Origin of the sequence: Pantoea vagans, from assembly GCF_001506165.1 — a bacterium.
Classification (GTDB): Bacteria; Pseudomonadota; Gammaproteobacteria; order Enterobacterales; family Enterobacteriaceae; genus Pantoea; species Pantoea vagans_C.
Genome location: NZ_CP011427.1, coordinates 2,200,080 through 2,218,426, shown reverse-complemented (window position 1 = coordinate 2,218,426; position 18,347 = coordinate 2,200,080). Strand labels below are relative to the sequence as shown.

Genomic DNA, 18,347 nt, shown 5'->3' with positions numbered 1-18,347 from the left:
GAAAAAAGGCGCCCGCGGCGCCTTTGTTTTTTGCTTCACGCACAATCAACGTGCTACACGCAAACCGCCATCCTTCCCGCGACTGAATACCACCTGCCACAGCTGAATATCACGCGCACGGAAAGCACCCGCGCAGGCGTTGAGATAGTAGCTGAACATGCGTTTGAAACGGTCGCCGTACTTCTCTGACAGCTGCGGCCAGGCCGCCTGGAAACGTTCATACCAGGCCATTAACGTGGTGTCATAGTCAGCGCCAAAGTTGTGCCAGTCTTCCATAATAAAATGTTTCTCGCTGGCATCAGCAATTTGACGCACAGAAGGCAGGCAGCCATTCGGGAAAATGTATTTATCAATCCACGGATCGACATTCATATCCGTGGTGATGGCACCAATGGTATGCAGTAAAAATATGCCGTCTGGTTTGAGGTTGCGATCAGCGACGTCAAAATAAGTGGCATAGTTTTTCGGCCCCACGTGCTCGAACATCCCAACAGAAACAATACGGTCAAATTGCAGATTCAAATCGCGGTAGTCTTGCAACAGAATGGTGACATCCAGGCCTTCACAGCGCTGCTGGGCCAGTTTCTGCTGCTCAGCGGAAATGGTGACGCCATGAACTTTCACGCCATAGTGACGCGCGGCAAACTCCGCCAGTCCACCCCATCCGCAACCGATATCCAGTAGTGTCATACCCGGTTCGAGCTGCAATTTGCGGCAAATCATATCTAATTTGGCGTATTGCGCCTGTTCAAGCGTCTCCGCATCTTTCCAGTAACCGCAGGAATATTGCATGAAAGGATCGAGCATCAGCGAAAAAAGGTCATTGCCCAGATCGTAATGTTCTTTACCAACAATCCATGCGCGTTTTTTCGACTGTAAATTGGTCAATCGCGCGGCAGCAATGCGCAACGTATCCTTGAAATGGTGAGGCAGTTGTTTGTCCAGATGTTGTTTCAGTACGCGATGGAAAAATACATCCAGCTGTTCGCAATCCCACCAGCCGTCCATATAACTCTCACCTAAACCCAACGATCCTTCTTGCAAAACACGTTTGAAAAAATCAGGGTGCTTAACCTGAATATCCCAGGGGCGTGTGCCATTGATGGTAACATCAGCGCGTTCCAGTAATTCGCTGACGATACGAAACCAGTGGTTTTCTTCAAGGCTCACTTCTTCTATACACGATGAACTCATAGCTTCTCCATCACCTTTCCGATTTGAACCTGAGGAAATAATAGTCAATTTCCCCAGGCCTGTGAGAGAACTCACGGAAAATCCGTGCGCCACATAGCCGACGTTTTACAGAGGTATGAATCTGAATAGAAATGTCTGGCACAAATCAGGAGAGGAAGATCGTGCAGACGCCATCCCAGCGACAGAGTCGCTTAAAATTAATACAATTATGTTATTGATTTGTTACGGAAATGCTGACCCACCGAGTATATGCTCACGTGGGGCAATATTCAACGAGTTATCGTTAGTATGCTAACGAAAGTTATTTCGTTAGTGATTATCTTCGCAGGGACGAGAGTTGTGAGCAACATCACTTTGTGCGCAAGGCGAACGCTGCCAGATAAAGCCAGCCCATGCCAGCACGACCGTCGCCACCATCACCAGGGTCGTATTGTGCAGCGCTTGTGCTAATCCGGCGGATACCAGCAGGCTGGCAATAAAGCACAGGCCGAGTTGAAACAGGTTCTGTAAACCCGCCGCTTTACCTGTGGCCTGAGGGAAGGGGGCCAAAGCACTGGCAACCACTATCGGGTAAATCGCGCCATTCGCCAGTGCCATGCCGCAGAAAGGCAACAATAATGCCACCAATGATGGCGCAGGCAGCATGGCGACCACAAACAGACTGAGGATGCTCAGGCTATAAACCACCAGCAGCCATGGAAGAAGCTGCGCACCCTGATAACGATTGAGCAGCGCGCGGCAGCCGAAGCCACCAATCAGAAAAGCAATGGTCTGTGGGATATAGCTCAAGCCAATGTCTGCGGGTGTTAACCCTGCTGAGGCGAGAATAAAAGGTGAACCGGTTAGCCACGCGAAAAAACTGGCAGAACAGGCTGAGTAAATCAGCACGTTGCCACTGTATACGCGGGTCTTCAGCAGCGTGAGCCAGCCAGGTTGCGCAACCTTTGCAGCCTGACCCTTTTTGCGGGCAGTCAGTTGCAGGGTGCCAATGAGCAGCAAAACGGTGATCGCTGTGAGCGCGATAAAAATACTGCGCCAATGGAAGTGTCCCATTAGCCAGGCACCCAGCAATGGGGCTAAAGCTGGCGAAAGCGCGACCAGAGGCATGATGGTGGCAAACACTTTGTTGGCTTGTGCTTTCGGGTAGCGATCCACCACCAGTGCCTGCCAGCTCACGGCCGCCGCACAGACGCCCACAGCCTGTACGAAACGCAATGCCAGCATCAGGTTGACGTCTGTTACCCACAACATGCCAAGGCAGCCCAAGGCGAAAAGCGTCAATCCTGCCAACAGAATCGGTTTACGACCAAAGCGATCCGACAAGGGGCCCCAAAACACCTGCGCACAGGCAAATCCACCGAGAAACAGGCTAAGGCTGGCGCTGATCGTACCCGGAGCCGTGGCAAAATCGCGTTGCATGTCACCAAAAGCGGGCAGATACATATCCGTGGCGAGAAAGCCGAGCATACTCAGCAAGGCAAGGTAGGGCAGAAATCCTTTTGAAGACAACATAGTGATTCTCATTGGCAGATTGAACGCCGGGGAGTGTAAAAGAGTGCGTTGCGGTTTGTGAAACGCTAATATTTGCAACCTGCTGTTAAAAATTTTGAAGGCAAATACATGTGGTCTGAGTATGCACTGGAAGTAGTAGATGCGGTGGCGCGCAGCGGCAGTTTCAGCGCGGCAGCGCAAGAGTTGCATCGTGTGCCTTCTGCCGTCAGCTATACCGTCAGGCAGCTGGAAACCTGGTTAGCGGTTCCGTTGTTTGAACGCCAGCATCGTGAAGTCGTCTTAACACCAGCTGGAGAGCACTTTGTCCGTGAAGGGCGATCTGTTATCAAAAAAATGCTTGCAACGCGCAGGCAGTGCCAACAGTTGGCGAACGGCTGGCGCGGACAGTTGAGCATCGCGGTGGACTGCATCGTCAAACCCCAGCGCACCCGACAACTGGTGAAAGATTTTTACCGTCATTTCCCGGATATGGAGCTGATTATCAGCTACGAAGTGTTCAACGGTGTCTGGGATGCGCTGGCCGACGGGCGTGTTGATGTCGCTATTGGCGCAACGCAGGCGGTTCCGGTTGGCGGGCGTTTCGCCTTTCAGGATATGGGGGCCTTAAACTGGCGTTGCGTTGTCAGTCCCGATCATCCGTTGGTCAACAATACAGAATTAAATGATGAAATATTGCGTGCCTGGCCATCGCTGGTGCTGGAAGATACGTCTCGCGCATTACCCAGACGTATGACCTGGACCCTGGACAATCAGCGGCGTTTGGTGGTGCCGGAGTGGGAAACCGGAATGGATTGTTTGCAGGCGGGATTGTGTGTCGGCATGGTGCCAGGGCATTTAGCGCGGCCACTGTTGGATCAAGGCACGCTGGTGGAATTGCCACTGCCGCAGCCGTTTCCTGACAGCCCTTGCTGTGTCAGTTGGTCAGAGCAGCGAGCATCACCCGCGTTGGATTGGCTTCTGGCTTATCTGGGTGATGCAGAGACGCTGAACCACGAATGGCTCAGCGAAACGCGAGGTTAGCGGCGATAGTCGCGGAATGGGCCATCGGCAACGGAGCGGCGCTCAATCAAGGTCGGTTGAACCTCAATCGTTTGTGGCTCTTCACGCTTGCTGGTGATGCGATCCAGCAACATTTCGAGCGCTTTCTCACCCAACTCAGCCTTCGGTTGGTGCACGGTGGTGAGCGCTGGTGTGAAAAAGCGCGCGTTGCGCACGTTATCGTACCCGATCACGGAAATATCTTGCGGGACGCGCAAGCCCATCTCATCGGCTGCGCAAATCGCACCCATTGCCATGATATCGCCACCACAGAATACGGCAGTTGGACGCTGTTTCTGATTCAAGATTTGTTGCATCGCCTGATAGCCTGAATCGGGTTCAAAATCACCCTGCACAATCCACTCTGGCCGCACCGTGACCCCGGCTTCATTCATTGCCTGCAAGAAGCCAGCGTGGCGTCCACCGCCCGTGTTGCGTTCAAGTTGTCCCGGGATCGCGCCAATATCGCGGTGACCACGTTCGATCAAATAGCGCCCAGCCAAATAACCGCCATGGAAAGCATTGTCCTGCACGGTATCGGTAAAGTCACCGCGCGAAGCACCCCAGTCCATCACCACCATCGGGATATTGCGATTCTCCTCCAGCATTTGCAGCAGGTCATCTGGGTATTCGGAGCACATGACCAACAGACCATCGACGCGCTTCTGCGCCATCATCGAGAGATAAGCACGCTGCTTTTGCAGGTCGTTGTGCGCATTGCCAAGGATTAATGTGTAGCCGCGCTCGAAGCAGTGATTCTCAACCGCTTCAATGATCTCAGCAAAGTAGGGAGCTTCACTTGAAGTCGCCAGCAATCCCAATGTCTTGGTGTGATTGACCTTCAAACTGCGCGCAACGGCGCTGGGGGAATAGTGCAATTCTTTAATTGCTTCCCAAACGGCGTTACGCGTCTCTTCTGCGACAAAACGCGTTTTGTTGATGACATGCGAAACCGTGGTGGTGGAGACACCCGCGCGTTTTGCTACATCTTTAATTGTGGCCATGAAAAAGGTACTCCCCGGCTTATCGCAACGTACTGATAAGTATATTGTTAAACGTTTGCGTCTGCGAAGGGTTTTGCACCCGAAAATTTGGGTCAACGCTGCCTGTTCAGGCAGGAAAAATCGCTTCAGCAGGCTGTAAATACAGCATGCGCAAAATGGGTTGCGCAACGAAAGGCGGCGATTCTAGCAAGCTGGCGCGGATAACACGAGATTTTTGCCTGACGCTGTGCGAAAATTGTTTTAACCCTAATAAAAGTGTGACTAAGGAGTAGTGATGAGTACAGATCTGAAGCTGGCCCTGATGACCACGGTTGGCGCACTGTTAATGATTATTGCGTTCAGCTTTACGGCCATCCTGCATTAAACAAAAGCGTATAAAAAAAGCCGGTGCTGTGAAAGCATCCGGCTTTTTTTATACGTTGCGCAACGACTAACGAATGGTTTTCGGCGTCATCATGCGGCGTGCACCAACATAATGCTTCTCCCAGTAATCCTCACCCAACGCACTAATCTGAATGTCTTTACCGGTCCGCGGTGACTGAATAAATTTACCGTTACCAAGGTAGACACCTACGTGATCGGCAGTGCCACGATTATTAATACGGAAGAAGACTAAATCGCCTTTTTCGAGCATCTGACGCTTAATCGGCGCGGCATCATGCAAGTGATACATCTCATTCGCAGTGCGCGGGAATTTGTATTTGACTAAATCTTTGTAGGCGTACCACACCAGACCACTGCAGTCGAAACCTGTATTCGGCGAGGTGCCACCCCACTGATAAGGTTTGCCCAACTGGCCCATCAATTTGGTCATCGCTGTTTCACGCGCCTTTTGATAACGCTGGCGGTGTGATTTGCTCATGCGAATGCCGGTCAGCTCCAGCGCTTCATCATCGACTTCACGCGTTTTTTTGGCTAAGCGTTGATGGCCATATTTCTTTGCTGGCGATTTCAGCAGGGATTTCTTACGGGTGGTTTTGTGCAGCGCGGTTTCTGTCTTGCTTTGCTTCTTCAGCTTGAGTTTTTGCACCGTAGTAGACAGGCGAGACTTTTTAGCCGTGGTTTTCACCGGACGTCGCTTGCGGCGCTCATCTTCGCGCGCGCTTTTTTTCTCAGCATTATGCAAACTGGCGTTAACAGGCGCATGCGGTGAAGCAGAGGCCACATTAACGAACAGTTGGGCGAAAGCCAGTATGATAAGCGTAATCAGTAAACGCATAGTCCGGTTACAGGTTAAGCAGTCTGATAAAAAAACAGGCCGCGGCTACGTAAGAGAAATCTGATCAACGATCAGCGCCGAAGTGATTCTAATCCACTTTTTTTCCAAAAGGTAAGGCCTTTTTCTATTAATCTGTTACACGGCTTATTCTGTCGCCTTAATGAGCAATTTCAGCTGGTTAACGCAGCGAAACTATTGCTAATTATTAATTTGTTCATGCCTTTTAATGATATGAAATTGTTATTGAAGTTGGCGGGACTTAACAAACATGGCGATTCGCAGGTCGCGAACGCAAAATCCCGTTTTCAGTGCAGGCCTGAAGTCGCTACAATAAACAAACACGAAGTGATGCTTTAAGGAAGGCAATAATGAGTACTGTTGAAAAAATTCAGCGCCAGATCGCAGAAAACCCAATCCTGCTGTACATGAAAGGTTCCCCGAAACTGCCTAGCTGCGGTTTCTCTGCGCAAGCTGTGCAGGCACTCTCGGCCTGTGGTGAGCGCTTCGCCTACGTCGATATTCTGCAGAACCCGGATATCCGTGCCGAATTGCCAAAAATCGCTAACTGGCCAACCTTCCCGCAGCTGTGGGTGGATGGTGAGCTGGTCGGCGGTTGCGACATCATCGTCGAGATGTTCCAGCGTGGCGAACTCCAGCCGCTGCTGAAAGAAACCGCTGAGAAGTATAAAGAAGCGGAATAAGTGAAAAGGCCGACAAATGTCGGCCTTTTCTTTGGCTGCTGATCAGGCCGATGCGTCGTCTTCTGGCTGCTCATCATTAAACGCCAGCGGCCAGCCGCCCAAACGTTTCCAACGATTCACCAGTTCACAAAACAGCGTTGCTGTTTGCTCGGTGTCGTACAGTGCGGAGTGGGCCTGTGTGCTATCGAAATCCATCCCCGCAGCCTTACAGGCTTTAGCCAGAACGGTCTGACCCAACACTAAACCACTCAACGCTGCCGTATCAAAAGTGGCAAACGGATGGAAGGGATTGCGCTTCAGGCTGGCGCGCTCGGCAGCGGCCATCACGAAGTTGAGATCGAAAGTGGCGTTGTGCGCCACAATAATGGCACGATTACAGCCGTGATCTTTGGTGCCTTTACGCACCATTTTAAATATCGCATGCAGCGCTTCATATTCACTCACCGCACCGCGTAATGGATTGGTCGGGTCAATGCCGGTAAAGGCCAGTGCTGCCGGATTGAGAATCGCGCCTTCGAACGGCTCCACGTGAAAATGCAGGGTTTCATCACGGTGTAACCAGCCATCTTCATCCATCTTGAGCGTGGTGGCTGCAATCTCTAGCAGCGCATCGGTTTGTGCGTTAAAACCCGCGGTTTCGACATCAATTACCACAGGATAAAAACCACGGAAACGTTGATGGAGAGCGTTTAAGGCGTTCGAATCAGACATCAGGATCTCATAGCTGGAAATGGGGCAGCGCGCATTATGGCAAAAAATACAGCGGGGTGCAGCAGGAGAGGGAGGTCAGCCCGCAAATTAGCAGGCTGACAAACGGGACTAGTGACCGAGGCCGTGACCGGCATGTTTGTTTTCGATCAGCTCGATTTTGTAGCCATCGGGATCTTCAACAAACGCAATAATGGTGGTGCCACCTTTGACCGGGCCCGCTTCACGGGTGACGTTACCGCCCACGCTGCGAATGCGCTCGCAGGTTTCCGCCACGTTATCTACGCCCAGTGCAATATGACCATAGGCATTGCCCAGATCGTATTTATCCACGCCCCAGTTGTACGTCAGCTCAATCACCGCGCCTTCACTCTCTTCGGTGTAGCCAACAAATGCCAGGGTGTATTTGTATTCGGTGTTTTCGCTCTGGCGCAGCACGCGCATGCCCAGCACGCGGGTGTAGAAATCGATTGAGCGTTGCAGATCGCCAACACGTAACATGGTGTGAAGTAAACGCATAACATCCTCTTTTTAAAAGTCATCAGGGAATGACAAAGACTATCAAGTATAGCCAGTTAACGCCCTGAAGAAACAGCACTGCCGCACATCCGGTGCGGCAGCTTGATTCTTACAGGGTTGGATAATCAGTGTAGCCTTCTGCGCCGCCACCGTAGAAACTTTCCGGACGCTGCGGATTCAGCGGGGCGTCTTGTTGCAGGCGAGCCACCAAATCAGGGTTAGCGATAAAGTCGCGACCAAAGGCCACGGCATCGATCAGGCCGCGAGCAATCAGGTCATCCGCTTTCTCAACGGTATACGCACCGGCACCAATGATCACGCCTGGGAAGATCGCGCGCACTTTCTCACGGAAGGCGTCGCTGTAGGGCTGACCACCGGCCCAGTCTGGCTCAGAAAGGTGCAAATACGCGAGGCCGCGTTTACCCAGTTCGGCGATATACCACAGCGCCGCTTCTTCTTCATCCGGGCCATTTTCCAGATTCTGGAACGCGCCAATCGGTGACACGCGAATACCGATACGATCGGCAGACCAGTTGGCAATTGCCGCATCGACCACTTCTAAGGCGAAACGGCCACGCTTCTCGATGGAACCGCCATATTCATCGGTGCGCTGGTTAGAACCTGGCGCCAGGAACTGGTGCATCAAATAACCGTGCGCAGAGTGCAGCTCCAGCAAATCGAAGTCGGCTTCACGCGCGTTGGACGCAGCCTGGCCAAAGTCTTTTACGATCTGCTGAATTTCCGCCACGCTCAGTTCACGCGGCAGGGAAGTATCTTCACGATAGACGCTACCATCTGCGGCGCGCAGTGAGGTGCGGGTACCGGCTGCCAGTGCGGAAGGGGCAACCGGTGCTTTGCCTTCTGGTTGAACGCTGTTATGCGAAATACGTCCGGTGTGCCACAGCTGAACGGCACTGTGACCATGGGCAGCATGAATGCTCTCGTTGACCACTTTCCACGCGGCAATTTGTTGTTGCGTATGCAGACCTGGTGCGCCTGCGTAGCCTTTCGCCTGGAAAGAAATCTGCGTGGCTTCGGTGATGATTAAACCGGCGCTGGCACGCTGCTGGTAGTACTCAGCCATCAGCGGGGTCGGAATATCGCCCGGCTCAATGCTGCGCAGACGCGTCAGCGGGGCCATAAATACGCGGTTAGGTACGGTAATCGCACCTACTTTAAGCGGGGAGAACAGCTGTTTACTCGCCATGATGACTCCTGTAAGTAGACCGGTCGTCTAGAAACTACGGTTTTTAAAAATCAGTAGCCAGTTAGCCACTGTTCGATGGTTTCGAGTGCCAGGCTAATCGGGCCTGGCTCACGGGAAATTTTGCTCTGTAGACTGGCACCGAGCCACAGCAAATAGCAACGTTGCGCCAGTTGCTGCGGCGTTTGCCCGAAAGGTAGAGCCTGTTCAGCTGCGACTTCGGTCAAACAGCGCGCATAAGCCGCAATCATCGCGGTTGCGCCATGTTGCAGCGCATCACGCATCGGCTCAGAGAGGTCGCACACTTCTGCTGATAACTTCACGCCAAGGCAGCCGACGATATGGCCCTGTTCGACGAACAAGGTTTCGCCATAGCGGAAGTGATTGAGCAGTCGTTCACGCGCGGGGATACCGGGCTGATTCAGTTGCTGCTCAACCTGCTGCAGATAGTTAACGAAATAGCGCTCCAGCAGCGCGACACCGAAAGCTTCTTTTGAGCGGAAGTAGTGATAAAACGATCCTTTCGGCACTTCCGCCAGCGCCAGCATCTCGCTCAGGCCCATTCCGGTAAAACCGCGTTGCAGGCAAACCTGCTCGCCAGTAGCGAGCAGATGTTCACGGGTTTCGTTGCGTTGCACAGTCTTGTTCATGGGCAGCAGGTTATTAGACCGGTCGGTCTAATGCAAACCTTATCCAACATGTTGGCACGATCTGATCATATCCAACTGCGGTTGATACTCGCTTGTCTGGACGTTGAACATGCCTAAAACCGTATGGAAAAGATTATCTTGCGACACTTTTTCACTCGCAGCCTGCTGGCGTAAACATGACTCATCAATATGATAGGCCGCGGCGTAACCCGGTGACATCCACATCAGCAAGGGAATGTGCGTCTGTTGTGAAGGAGCAAACAGATAAGGTGCGCCGTGCAGATACATGCCGTGCTCGCCAAGGGATTCACCGTGATCGGAGAGATACACCAACGCCACGTTGAAGCGATCGCTTAAGGCTTTGAGTTTATCAATCGTGCGACTCACCATATCGTCGGTGTACAGCAGCGAATTGTCATAGGTGTTGACCAGCGCCTGATGATCGCAATCCTGAATCTGATTACTGTCGCAGGTTGGTGTGAAACGTCGGAATGCCGCTGGATAGCGCTGGAAATAGGCCGGACCATGGCTGCCCATCTGATGCAACACAATGATGCCGTCGTTATGCAGGCTGTCTACGTAATTATCGAAACGGTGCAGCAGCACATCATCCAGGCAGAAACCGTCGTGGCAATATTGCGGCAATTTCCACTGTGTCATATCGGTGTGCGGGACGCGGTCGCAGGCACCTTTACAGCCACCGTCGTTTTCACGCCACAGCACGCTGACACCCGCGTGGGCAAGGATATCCAGCACGCCTTCCTGATGATGCGCCAGATTGGCATCGTAGTGTTCGCGCGGCATATTTGAGAACATGCAAGGCACTGAAATCGCGGTCTCGGTACCGCAGGAGCTGGCATCAGGATAGTAGATAACCTGCTGTTTTTTCAGTTCTGGGTTGGTTTCGCGCGCGTAGCCGCCCAGTGAGAAATTCTCTGCACGGCCGGTTTCGCCCACCACCAACACCACCAGCGTTTTCTTCTGGGCTTGTGCGATCAGCGGGCCTTTCTTCGCATCCTGGCCCAATTTCACCAGTGCCTGGCTGCCTTGCAGATAGCGCTGGTCGACGTAGTGACCGGTGCCGCTGACAATGTTAGCCGGGGTGATCATTTTCACCAGCCCTTTATTGTTGCGGATCAGTGAGGCGTAGTCTTTATAGAACAGCACCGCCATCAACAGGATAAGCAAGATGGCGCCCAGCGCACCCGCAAGACGTTGCAACAGGCTCCACCACCAGCGCTGTCCCGTTTTAATCCGCACCAGACAGATCGCCGCGACGGGCACGAGTCCCATCAACACCATCCACACCACATAACTGCTGCTGATCAGGGCCCCGGCCTCTTGTGCATCGGACTCAAACACGTTTTCAATCATGTTGGTGTCGATCACCGTGCCGAAGTTGTGCATGAAGTAATTGGCCGCAGCACTGACCAGCACTAAAGCGATCAGTAATGGCTTGCGAACATAGGGCCACGCCAGCAACGAGAATATTAAATAGAAAGCAGATGCCAGCACCACGGGAATACTGGCCGCGAACAGATAATCATGCAGGCGATCATAAGGGATGATCTCCCAGGCCCGCAGCAGAAACAGGGCGTTGAGAACGAAAGTAAAGAACAGGGCGGCAATCAGATTAAAGCGACTGGCATGGCACTGTGGCTTGTTCGGGAATTTCATGAAAACTCAATAGCAAAATGGAATGTGACAATCGTATGAATTCAATATGAGGAAAACCTTAACGTTCACTAAACACTACTGATCTAAAGGTTTACGTGCAGCGATCATTGGTAAATATCCATTACCGCCAGAGGATTCGATTGAAATGTCGACAAATGGCGTTTGCACTTTGCACAATGTGACTAAGCTGTTATCAATAAGGCGTGTGTGGTTAACACTGGAGTAGATGTGGCCGAGCAATTAGAGTTCTTTCCGGTTCCCAGCCCCTGCCGCGGAATTTGCCAAAGCGATGCGCGGGGCTATTGCCGCGGTTGCCTGCGTAGCCGTGAGGAGCGTTTTAACTGGATGAAGTTCACGGATGCTGAGAAACGCGATGTGTTGCGTCTATGCCGTCAGCGCTGGTTGCGTCTACATCGCCAGCAAAAAGTGGATGAAAATCATGATCCGGAACAACCGTCGCTGTTTTAAGAAAACGACGATTGGTCTTTCCGTTATACTCCCGACCTGACGATCCGGATTCGTATTTAAGGGAGTGTATCGATGTTACAACAGCAAACTATCGCCCCACAGGGCCCCCTGTTTTCGCCGCTGATTGTCGGCTACTGGCGCCTGTTGGAGTGGGGGATGACACCGCAACAGGTGGTAGGCTTTATTGAACATCACCTGTCATTGGGTATCACTACTGTCGATCACGCCGATATTTATGGTGATTACGGCTGTGAGGCGGCATTTGGTGCCGCACTGCGTCTGGCGCCGGGACTGCGTGAAAAACTGCAGATCGTGACCAAATGCGGTATTGCCACTCGCGCCAAACCAGAGCACAAAATTGGGCACTACATCACTGAAGCCAGCCATATACTGCACAGCGCTGAAAACTCGCTGCAGCATTTCAACACCGATTATCTGGACCTGCTGCTGATTCATCGTCCTGATCCGTTGATGGACGCGGATGAAATTGCTGAAGCCTTTATGGATCTGCATCAGAGCGGCAAAGTGCGTCATTTTGGTGTGTCTAATTTCACCGCTTCGCAGTTCAAGCTGTTGCAATCACGCCTGCCGTTTAGCCTGGTGACCAATCAGCTTGAGATCTCTCCGCTGGAACAATCCAGCATTCTTGATGGCACGCTGGACCAGTGTCAGCAGCAGCGCATGCGCCCGATGGCGTGGTCATGCCTCGGCGGCGGGCGTCTGTTTAATGATCCCCTTTATCAACCGCTGCGCGACGAACTCGAACAGGTGAAGCGCGAAACGGGCGCCAGCAGCATTGAGCAGGTGGTGTATGCGTGGGTGATGAAGCTCCCTAGCCGTCCATTGCCGATTATCGGGTCGGGTAAAGCGACGCGCGTGGCAGACGCGGTGGGTGCCTGTAATCTGACGTTGGATCGTCAGCAGTGGTTCCGCATACGCAAAGCGGCAATCGGTTATGATGTGCCCTGAAACGTAAAACTAAGTCAAATTACGGCAGCCCGGCGCATTCCAGTTTAGGATTAATGGGCATCTTAACCGTAAGGAGACGTTATGAAGAAAATCCTCATTGCCGCTGTGGCACTGGCCTGTGCTACGGCAGCGCAGGCCGCTTCTGAAGAGGTCACGCTGCATGAAGTGACCGCGCAAGGTATTGGCGCGGCGATTGGCAAGGTGACAATCAGTGAAACCCCGTATGGCCTGCAGTTCGCGCCCGCGTTAACCGGACTCAAACCGGGTATACATGGTTTCCACGTCCATGCCAAAGGCAGTTGTGAACCGGCAACGATTGAAGGAAAAGCCGTTGCTGCGGGAGCCGCTGGTGGACATTTTGATCCGCAGAACAGCGGGAAACATCTGGGGCCTTACGCTGACGGGCATCTGGGTGATCTGCCCGCTATTTTCGTCACCGATGATGGCAAGGCAGATTATCCGGTGGTCGCCCCGCGCATTAAAATGCTCAGTGAAATTAGAGGCAAAGCGTTGATGGTGCATGTGGGGGGCGATAACCATGCCGATCATCCGCAACCATTGGGCGGCGGCGGTGCGCGTTTTGCCTGTGGTGTGATTTAATCGCCAGGCGGCAGATAATCTGTCGCCTTTCTCTCTTCGCCTCGAAAAATTCTGCACCACTTTCCCGCTACACTCTGCGCCCTATCCATCCTATGATGTTGATTCAGGAATAAAACCGCTCAGGGGCTGGAATGAAAACGCGTGGGATTTTGCTGTTATGTTTTTTGCTGGCAGGGTGTGACCAACCTAATGAGACACAGCTGAGGTTGGACGCCAGTCGGCAGTTACAGCGCACCATCGACACCAATCCACTGCGTGGCAGCTGTGAGAGCATCGCCCGTGGACGAGAATGGTTGACGCCGCGCACCCTTGAGCAATTGGAGGCCAAAGGCTGCCAGAATGTGTTGCGTAGCGCCACCGAGACCAACTTCACTCACACCGAAATCTTCCACCGTGCCCTGACCACCGTCTGTGGCGGTATACAAGGCAAAAGTTTCACTGGCACCACCCTCAATCGCCGCTTTATCTACTCATCAGAAGAAAAAGCGCTGGTGATTGAACCGATGACCGATCAGGACAAAACCCGTTTTGAGGGGCACAAAACCTTGCAGCAACTGCAGGACGATTTTGATCGTCAGATGACGCAATACTGCCAGTAATCAATCCGGTACCGCCTGGCTTAACTGAGCCAGAGAGCAGCGCAAGCGCCATAAAATTCCGGCGAGGGTGCTGGCTTCACTGTCTGGCTGTGTTTGCAGTTGTGAAATCATGGCTTCCAGCTCATCCAGTGTGGCCTGCAAGGAGGTGTGACGCACTCCGCGCAGGCTCATAATCCGTTGCAGATCTTGCAAACTGCTGTCTCGCACCTGGGCCAGCGTGGCGGAGGCGGGCTGCCATTCACGCAGTTGCCAGACGATATGGGAACAGTTGAGCAACACCACGCCCCAGCGCAGCAGCCAGACACGTGCCTGTTCATCCCGGCTATTGCTCAACTGGCTGATGTGATGATAAATCTGCGATTCAAAATGACTTTCACTTAATCGCGGATGTCGACGCAGTTGGTCGAGAAAGGCATGACGTAACGCGCGGATATGGCGACGGCTGCGACGAGCATCCGAACTCGGGCGCAACACCTGGAAGGCCATCCACGCCAGCATGACGCCGCACACTTTTGCCAGGTTATCGTTGAGGAAGCTTTGGTAATCCCAGTCCGGCGGGTTCGTTACCGCAATAAAAGACCCCATGAAGACAATAAACTGGCCCCACATTCCGGCGCGTTTTTTCTGCTGCAATTTGAAAAGTTGCAAGGTGATCAGCAGTGGAAACAGCACCAGCAGGAATTGCCATAAGGCGCTGATTTGCACCATCAGACCAAACTGCAGCAAAAAACTAAACAGCGACAGCCATAACAAGGTTTTGAGTAACAACGACACGCTGCCACTGGGTGAGGGCGCAGAGGAGTAAAGCACGCAGGCAATGGCGGTGAGCGTTAATGCCGCGGCACCAGCATCCCATTGGGTGCCAATCCAGAAGGCGCAGCCCAGCATGATCACACTGAAGGTGCGCAACGCGCTCCAGCCGGCTTCAGCACTGTCACTCTCGCGGGCTAGCGAGGGGGCATAAGGTGGTTGAAAACGGGTATCGGCATCGGCGCGTTCTATCAGGCGTATCCAGCGATTAACGTTGAGATAGACCCAGCAGAAATAGCGCAGGCGCTGTACAAACGCACGTTGGCGAAAATCGCCCGTCGCTTCAGGGGTAATGCTGCGTAAAATCAGCGCCAGGCGATATTTGTCGCACTGTGGCAGTGCCAACTCATGCAACAACTGCTGAATGGCGTTATACAGTTCTGGCGGAGCATCGGGCCAGTTAAGCAGCATGCGGCGCAGGCTGGAGAGCACGCTGGTGAGGCGCAACTGCTGATGCAGGACATAGTTGAGCACATTGTTTTGGCGTCGATAGCGGTAATGGCTCCAGAACGCCTGAATACGCAGCAGGTTCATGGTCAAAATCTGGCTAATGACATTTTCATGCGCGGTACGCACATTGTCAGTACTGCTCTCCTGTAACAGCAGCACCGCGTGGTCGAGCAGACGTGCATGCATCTGACGCAGCGAGGTCATTAAGGTGTTGCCATCGGAGGTGCTGGGCAAAATCATCATCATCAGCCCGGCGCAAAGAATGCCCGAAATCACCTCGCACACCCGCGCCTGGGTGATATCCCACAGCTGAGTGACGTCAGTGATATTCACGCTACTGAAGGCAATAATGGCGGCGGTGTATCCGGCAAGAGAAAAAGCGTAGGCGACATTATTTTGATAGTGGTTGGCAATCCAGGTGCAGAAAGCCAGCCAACCGGCCATAAAGAAGGCAAACAGCCAGGGCTCGTTTAAGGTATGGCCCGCAATCAGCAGGGCGGCCGTAGCGCCGAGCAGACTGCCGACGATGCGCCCCAAACTTTTGCTGATGGCGCCTCCCACCGTGGGAAAGCTGACAACCGCGGCCGAGGTCATGGCCCAGTAAGGCTCGTCGAGTTGAAGGGCATAGGCGATAGTCAGCGCCAGACACATGGCGATGGCATTGCGCAAGGCATAGCGCCATTCACCGCCGGTTGCCTTAATCCACGGGAGGTTTTGCCAAGCCAGCCACTGCAAATTCATCCTGACCTCAGTGCGCAATCGATATGGTGCAAGTGGTGCCCGCTACCAGCGGCACGTCATCGGGAATGGCGTCTAAGCGAATCCGCACCGGTACGCGCTGTGCCAGACGTACCCAAGGCACGTTGGGCTTGATATCGGGGACCAGCCCGCTGTCTGTCGAGACGCTTTGATCGTAAATCGCCCGGCCAATACTCTCCACTTTACCCTGCAACCTTGTGCCATTGCTGTAAAGCACGATGTCCGCTTGCGCACCCGGTTGGATATGGCGCAATTTGGTCTCTTCGAAATAACCCATCACGTAATAAGAGTGGCTATCTACCATAGCGAACAGCGGTGTGCCTGCCGTGGCGTAATTGCCTGGGCGCAGTGTGAGATTACTGATCCACCCGTCAGTCGGTGCAGTAATGGTGGTTTGCTGCAGATTCCAACGCGCCTGATCGAGGCTGGCCTGGGCCGCTTTGGTGGTGGCTGCCGCGGCGTTGGCTGTCAGGCGTGCGGCATCCATATCCTCTGCTGAGATGACGTTACGCGGCAGACTGGCTCGACGATTGGCCTCATGCTGGGCTTTGGCCAGGTCAGATTGTGCCTTGGCCAACTGCGCGTCGGCATTATCCAGCGCAATTTGCCATGGCACGGGATCGATCTTCAGTAAGGTGTCACCTTTGTGCACAAACTGGTTATCGCGGACGGCGAGTTCAATGATGCGGCCAGACACTTCCGGGGTGATATCCACCAGTTCCGCGCGCACTTTGCCATCACGCGTCCAGGGGGACTGCATGTAGTAATTCCACATCCACCAACCGGCAATCAGGGCCAGGGCAAACACCACCAGGGTGGAAAAGTATTTAAAAGGGTTGAATTTCATGGTGATTTATCCGAGGCTCAGTATCCACAGTGCGCCAGTGACGCACAAAACGAATAGGGAAAGATCCATCAAGGTGGGATGCCAGATGTCGCCAGAGTAAATCCAGCCGCGTAGCAATGGGTGAATCAGTAACCAGAAGAAGAAACCCAACAGCACAGCTTTGAACAGCGGCGGAAAGAACAGCGAAGCACCGAAAACCAGGTCGGTAAGCGGAGCGGTGGCGGAAAGTGCGGTTATGGACACGTGTCATCATCCTTCTTTGTCCCAGGTTCTCTCTCAAAGAAGCGTAGAAGAGAGCGTGCCGTCTGGCCTGAGATTTGTAATTTGTCCTGTAAACTCGCAGAATAGTGTAAAATCTGGCTTGATAGCTAGCAAGCTAATTATAAGGAGATGAAATGGATACGCCCCTCGGAACAGACCTGTCTCGCCTGGTACGCATTTGGCGCGCCTTGATCGACCAGCGTTTGAAGCCGCTTGAGTTAACACAAACGCATTGGGTGACGTTACACAATATTCATCAACTCCCGCCAGAGCAGTCACAGATCCAACTGGCGAAGGCCATCGGCATTGAGCAGCCTTCATTGGTGCGCACGCTGGATCAGCTCGAAGATAAAGGGTTAATCACCCGTGCAACTTGCGCCAACGATCGTCGTGCCAAGCGCATTAAGCTGACCAAGCAGGCTGAACCGATTATCGAACAGGTCGAGAGCGTAATTGATGCCACACGGGATGACATCCTCTCCGGCATCAGCCTGGAGGAGATCAATCAGATGGTAACGCTGATTGCTCGACTGGAAAAAAATATTCTCGAGTTACAAAACCGGGAGAAATAAAAAAACCGACGCGCTGGCGTCGGTTTTTTTTATCTGTTCGCTTAGCGTGGTGAAACGGTCACCTGGCTGCCATTGGAAGCCATCACGACACGCTGGCCCACGGAATAGCGGCTTGCGGCCTGCTTCTGCACCACCATGATGGTGTTGCCATCATCTTTACGGATTTCCAGCTCAACGCCATCAGATTTGTTCACCGCACCCTGAACGCCTTGACCGGCCACGCCGCCAAGTACCGCACCGCCGGCGGTTGCCAGGCTACGACCGGTGCCGCCGCCAATGGTGTTACCGAGGAAACCACCCAGCACGGCACCGCCAATCGCACCAATCACGTTATTCTCATCCCCGCCCTGGATTTTAACCGGGCGAACCGACACCAGGGTGCCGTAAGAAACACTTTGTACTTGTTTGGCTTCGCTGGCGCTATACACATCACCGGAAAGGGTATCGTTGCTGACACAACCTGCCAGCGTCAGGCCGGTGAGTGCCACGGCTACAAAACGCTTAATCATCAGAAAGCTCCTTAATGCAAAAAAACGCCATGTTCTCGTCCTCTACTGCAAGAGTATAAGACAGAAAGCTGGCAATT

Annotated in this window: 21 protein-coding genes; 8 read left to right on the top strand and 13 right to left on the bottom strand. The window is 53.2% G+C overall.

Features of this window, described 5'->3' with window-relative positions:
* Positions 1-45: 45 nt before the first annotated feature.
* Together cfa and punC are read right to left on the bottom strand one after the other, a co-directional pair.
* Complete coding sequence (gene cfa, locus LK04_RS10300; RefSeq protein ID WP_039335795.1) at positions 46-1,194, bottom strand: cyclopropane fatty acyl phospholipid synthase; 1,149 nt, start codon at positions 1,192-1,194, stop codon at positions 46-48.
* Between the two features lie 309 nt (positions 1,195-1,503).
* Positions 1,504-2,706, bottom strand: a complete 1,203-nt coding sequence (punC, locus tag LK04_RS10295; RefSeq protein WP_039335797.1) for a purine nucleoside transporter PunC — start codon at positions 2,704-2,706, stop codon at positions 1,504-1,506.
* Between the two features lie 108 nt (positions 2,707-2,814).
* Between punC and punR the strand changes: the two genes are divergently transcribed.
* Positions 2,815-3,726, top strand: a complete 912-nt coding sequence (gene punR, locus LK04_RS10290) for a DNA-binding transcriptional activator PunR (RefSeq protein WP_039335799.1) — start codon at positions 2,815-2,817, stop codon at positions 3,724-3,726.
* Here punR and purR read toward each other — a convergent pair.
* Positions 3,723-4,748, bottom strand: a complete 1,026-nt coding sequence (purR, locus tag LK04_RS10285; RefSeq protein ID WP_039335801.1) for an HTH-type transcriptional repressor PurR — start codon at positions 4,746-4,748, stop codon at positions 3,723-3,725. The genes punR and purR overlap by 4 nt on opposite strands.
* Before the next feature lie 274 nt (positions 4,749-5,022).
* Here purR and LK04_RS20550 point away from each other — a divergent pair, with 274 nt between their 5' ends.
* Entirely contained in the window at positions 5,023-5,112 is a 90-nt protein-coding gene (locus tag LK04_RS20550) for a YnhF family membrane protein (protein ID WP_097119278.1), read from the top strand.
* A gap of 66 nt (positions 5,113-5,178) precedes the next feature.
* Here the strand turns inward: LK04_RS20550 and LK04_RS10280 are convergent, their stop codons facing one another.
* Positions 5,179-5,967: a C40 family peptidase gene (locus LK04_RS10280; protein ID WP_039335803.1), complete on the bottom strand. Its 789-nt coding sequence runs from the start codon at positions 5,965-5,967 to the stop codon at positions 5,179-5,181.
* Positions 5,968-6,332: 365 nt separating this feature from the next.
* Here LK04_RS10280 and LK04_RS10275 point away from each other — a divergent pair, with 365 nt between their 5' ends.
* Positions 6,333-6,668: a Grx4 family monothiol glutaredoxin gene (locus LK04_RS10275; protein WP_197063369.1), complete on the top strand. Its 336-nt coding sequence runs from the start codon at positions 6,333-6,335 to the stop codon at positions 6,666-6,668.
* Between the two features lie 42 nt (positions 6,669-6,710).
* Here LK04_RS10275 and rnt read toward each other — a convergent pair whose 3' ends face one another.
* The 5 genes from rnt to eptA form a co-directional block, all read right to left on the bottom strand.
* Positions 6,711-7,379 carry a ribonuclease T gene (gene rnt / locus LK04_RS10270; RefSeq protein ID WP_039335807.1) on the bottom strand — a complete coding sequence of 223 codons (669 nt, stop codon included), beginning with the start codon at positions 7,377-7,379 and terminating at the stop codon, positions 6,711-6,713.
* Between the two features lie 108 nt (positions 7,380-7,487).
* Positions 7,488-7,895, bottom strand: coding sequence for a lactoylglutathione lyase (gene gloA, locus LK04_RS10265; protein WP_034821634.1), 408 nt, complete (start codon positions 7,893-7,895; stop codon positions 7,488-7,490).
* Positions 7,896-8,004: 109 nt separating this feature from the next.
* A complete protein-coding gene (locus LK04_RS10260) occupies positions 8,005-9,102 on the bottom strand; it encodes an alkene reductase (protein ID WP_039335810.1) in 1,098 nt (365 codons plus the stop codon).
* A 50-nt stretch (positions 9,103-9,152) separates the two neighbouring features.
* The gene (locus LK04_RS10255) at positions 9,153-9,749 is read right to left on the bottom strand and encodes a TetR/AcrR family transcriptional regulator (protein WP_039335812.1); all 597 of its coding nucleotides are present in this window, start codon (positions 9,747-9,749) and stop codon (positions 9,153-9,155) included.
* Between the two features lie 39 nt (positions 9,750-9,788).
* Positions 9,789-11,426, bottom strand: coding sequence for a phosphoethanolamine transferase EptA (gene eptA, locus LK04_RS10250; RefSeq protein WP_039335814.1), 1,638 nt, complete (start codon positions 11,424-11,426; stop codon positions 9,789-9,791).
* Between the two features lie 228 nt (positions 11,427-11,654).
* Between eptA and LK04_RS10245 the strand changes: the two genes are divergently transcribed.
* The 4 genes from LK04_RS10245 to LK04_RS10230 all read left to right on the top strand — a co-directional run bounded on the left by LK04_RS10245 (position 11,655) and on the right by LK04_RS10230 (position 14,062).
* Complete coding sequence (locus LK04_RS10245) at positions 11,655-11,894, top strand: DUF1289 domain-containing protein (RefSeq protein WP_039335816.1); 240 nt, start codon at positions 11,655-11,657, stop codon at positions 11,892-11,894.
* 72 nt (positions 11,895-11,966) lie between these two features.
* Positions 11,967-12,863, top strand: a complete 897-nt coding sequence (locus LK04_RS10240; protein ID WP_039335818.1) for an aldo/keto reductase — start codon at positions 11,967-11,969, stop codon at positions 12,861-12,863.
* Between the two features lie 81 nt (positions 12,864-12,944).
* Entirely contained in the window at positions 12,945-13,463 is a 519-nt protein-coding gene (sodC, locus tag LK04_RS10235) for a superoxide dismutase family protein (protein ID WP_039335821.1), read from the top strand.
* Positions 13,464-13,594: 131 nt separating this feature from the next.
* Positions 13,595-14,062 (top strand): hypothetical protein, encoded by a 468-nt coding sequence (locus LK04_RS10230; RefSeq protein ID WP_039335823.1) that lies wholly within the window; start codon positions 13,595-13,597, stop codon positions 14,060-14,062.
* On the opposite strand, the gene LK04_RS10225 is transcribed toward LK04_RS10230, so the two are convergent.
* The 3 genes from LK04_RS10225 to LK04_RS10215 are packed head-to-tail and all read right to left on the bottom strand — an operon-like array spanning position 14,063 to position 17,171.
* Positions 14,063-16,063, bottom strand: coding sequence for an FUSC family protein (locus tag LK04_RS10225; RefSeq protein ID WP_059109795.1), 2,001 nt, complete (start codon positions 16,061-16,063; stop codon positions 14,063-14,065). It lies immediately after the preceding gene.
* A gap of 7 nt (positions 16,064-16,070) precedes the next feature.
* Positions 16,071-16,928, bottom strand: a complete 858-nt coding sequence (locus LK04_RS10220) for an HlyD family secretion protein (RefSeq protein WP_039334196.1) — start codon at positions 16,926-16,928, stop codon at positions 16,071-16,073.
* A 6-nt stretch (positions 16,929-16,934) separates the two neighbouring features.
* Positions 16,935-17,171 carry a DUF1656 domain-containing protein gene (locus LK04_RS10215; protein ID WP_039334194.1) on the bottom strand — a complete coding sequence of 79 codons (237 nt, stop codon included), beginning with the start codon at positions 17,169-17,171 and terminating at the stop codon, positions 16,935-16,937.
* A 152-nt stretch (positions 17,172-17,323) separates the two neighbouring features.
* Here LK04_RS10215 and slyA point away from each other — a divergent pair, with 152 nt between their 5' ends.
* Positions 17,324-17,761, top strand: a complete 438-nt coding sequence (gene slyA / locus LK04_RS10210; RefSeq protein ID WP_039334192.1) for a transcriptional regulator SlyA — start codon at positions 17,324-17,326, stop codon at positions 17,759-17,761.
* A gap of 41 nt (positions 17,762-17,802) precedes the next feature.
* Here the strand turns inward: slyA and slyB are convergent, their stop codons facing one another.
* Entirely contained in the window at positions 17,803-18,270 is a 468-nt protein-coding gene (gene slyB, locus LK04_RS10205; protein ID WP_039334190.1) for an outer membrane lipoprotein SlyB, read from the bottom strand.
* Positions 18,271-18,347 lie beyond the last annotated feature (77 nt).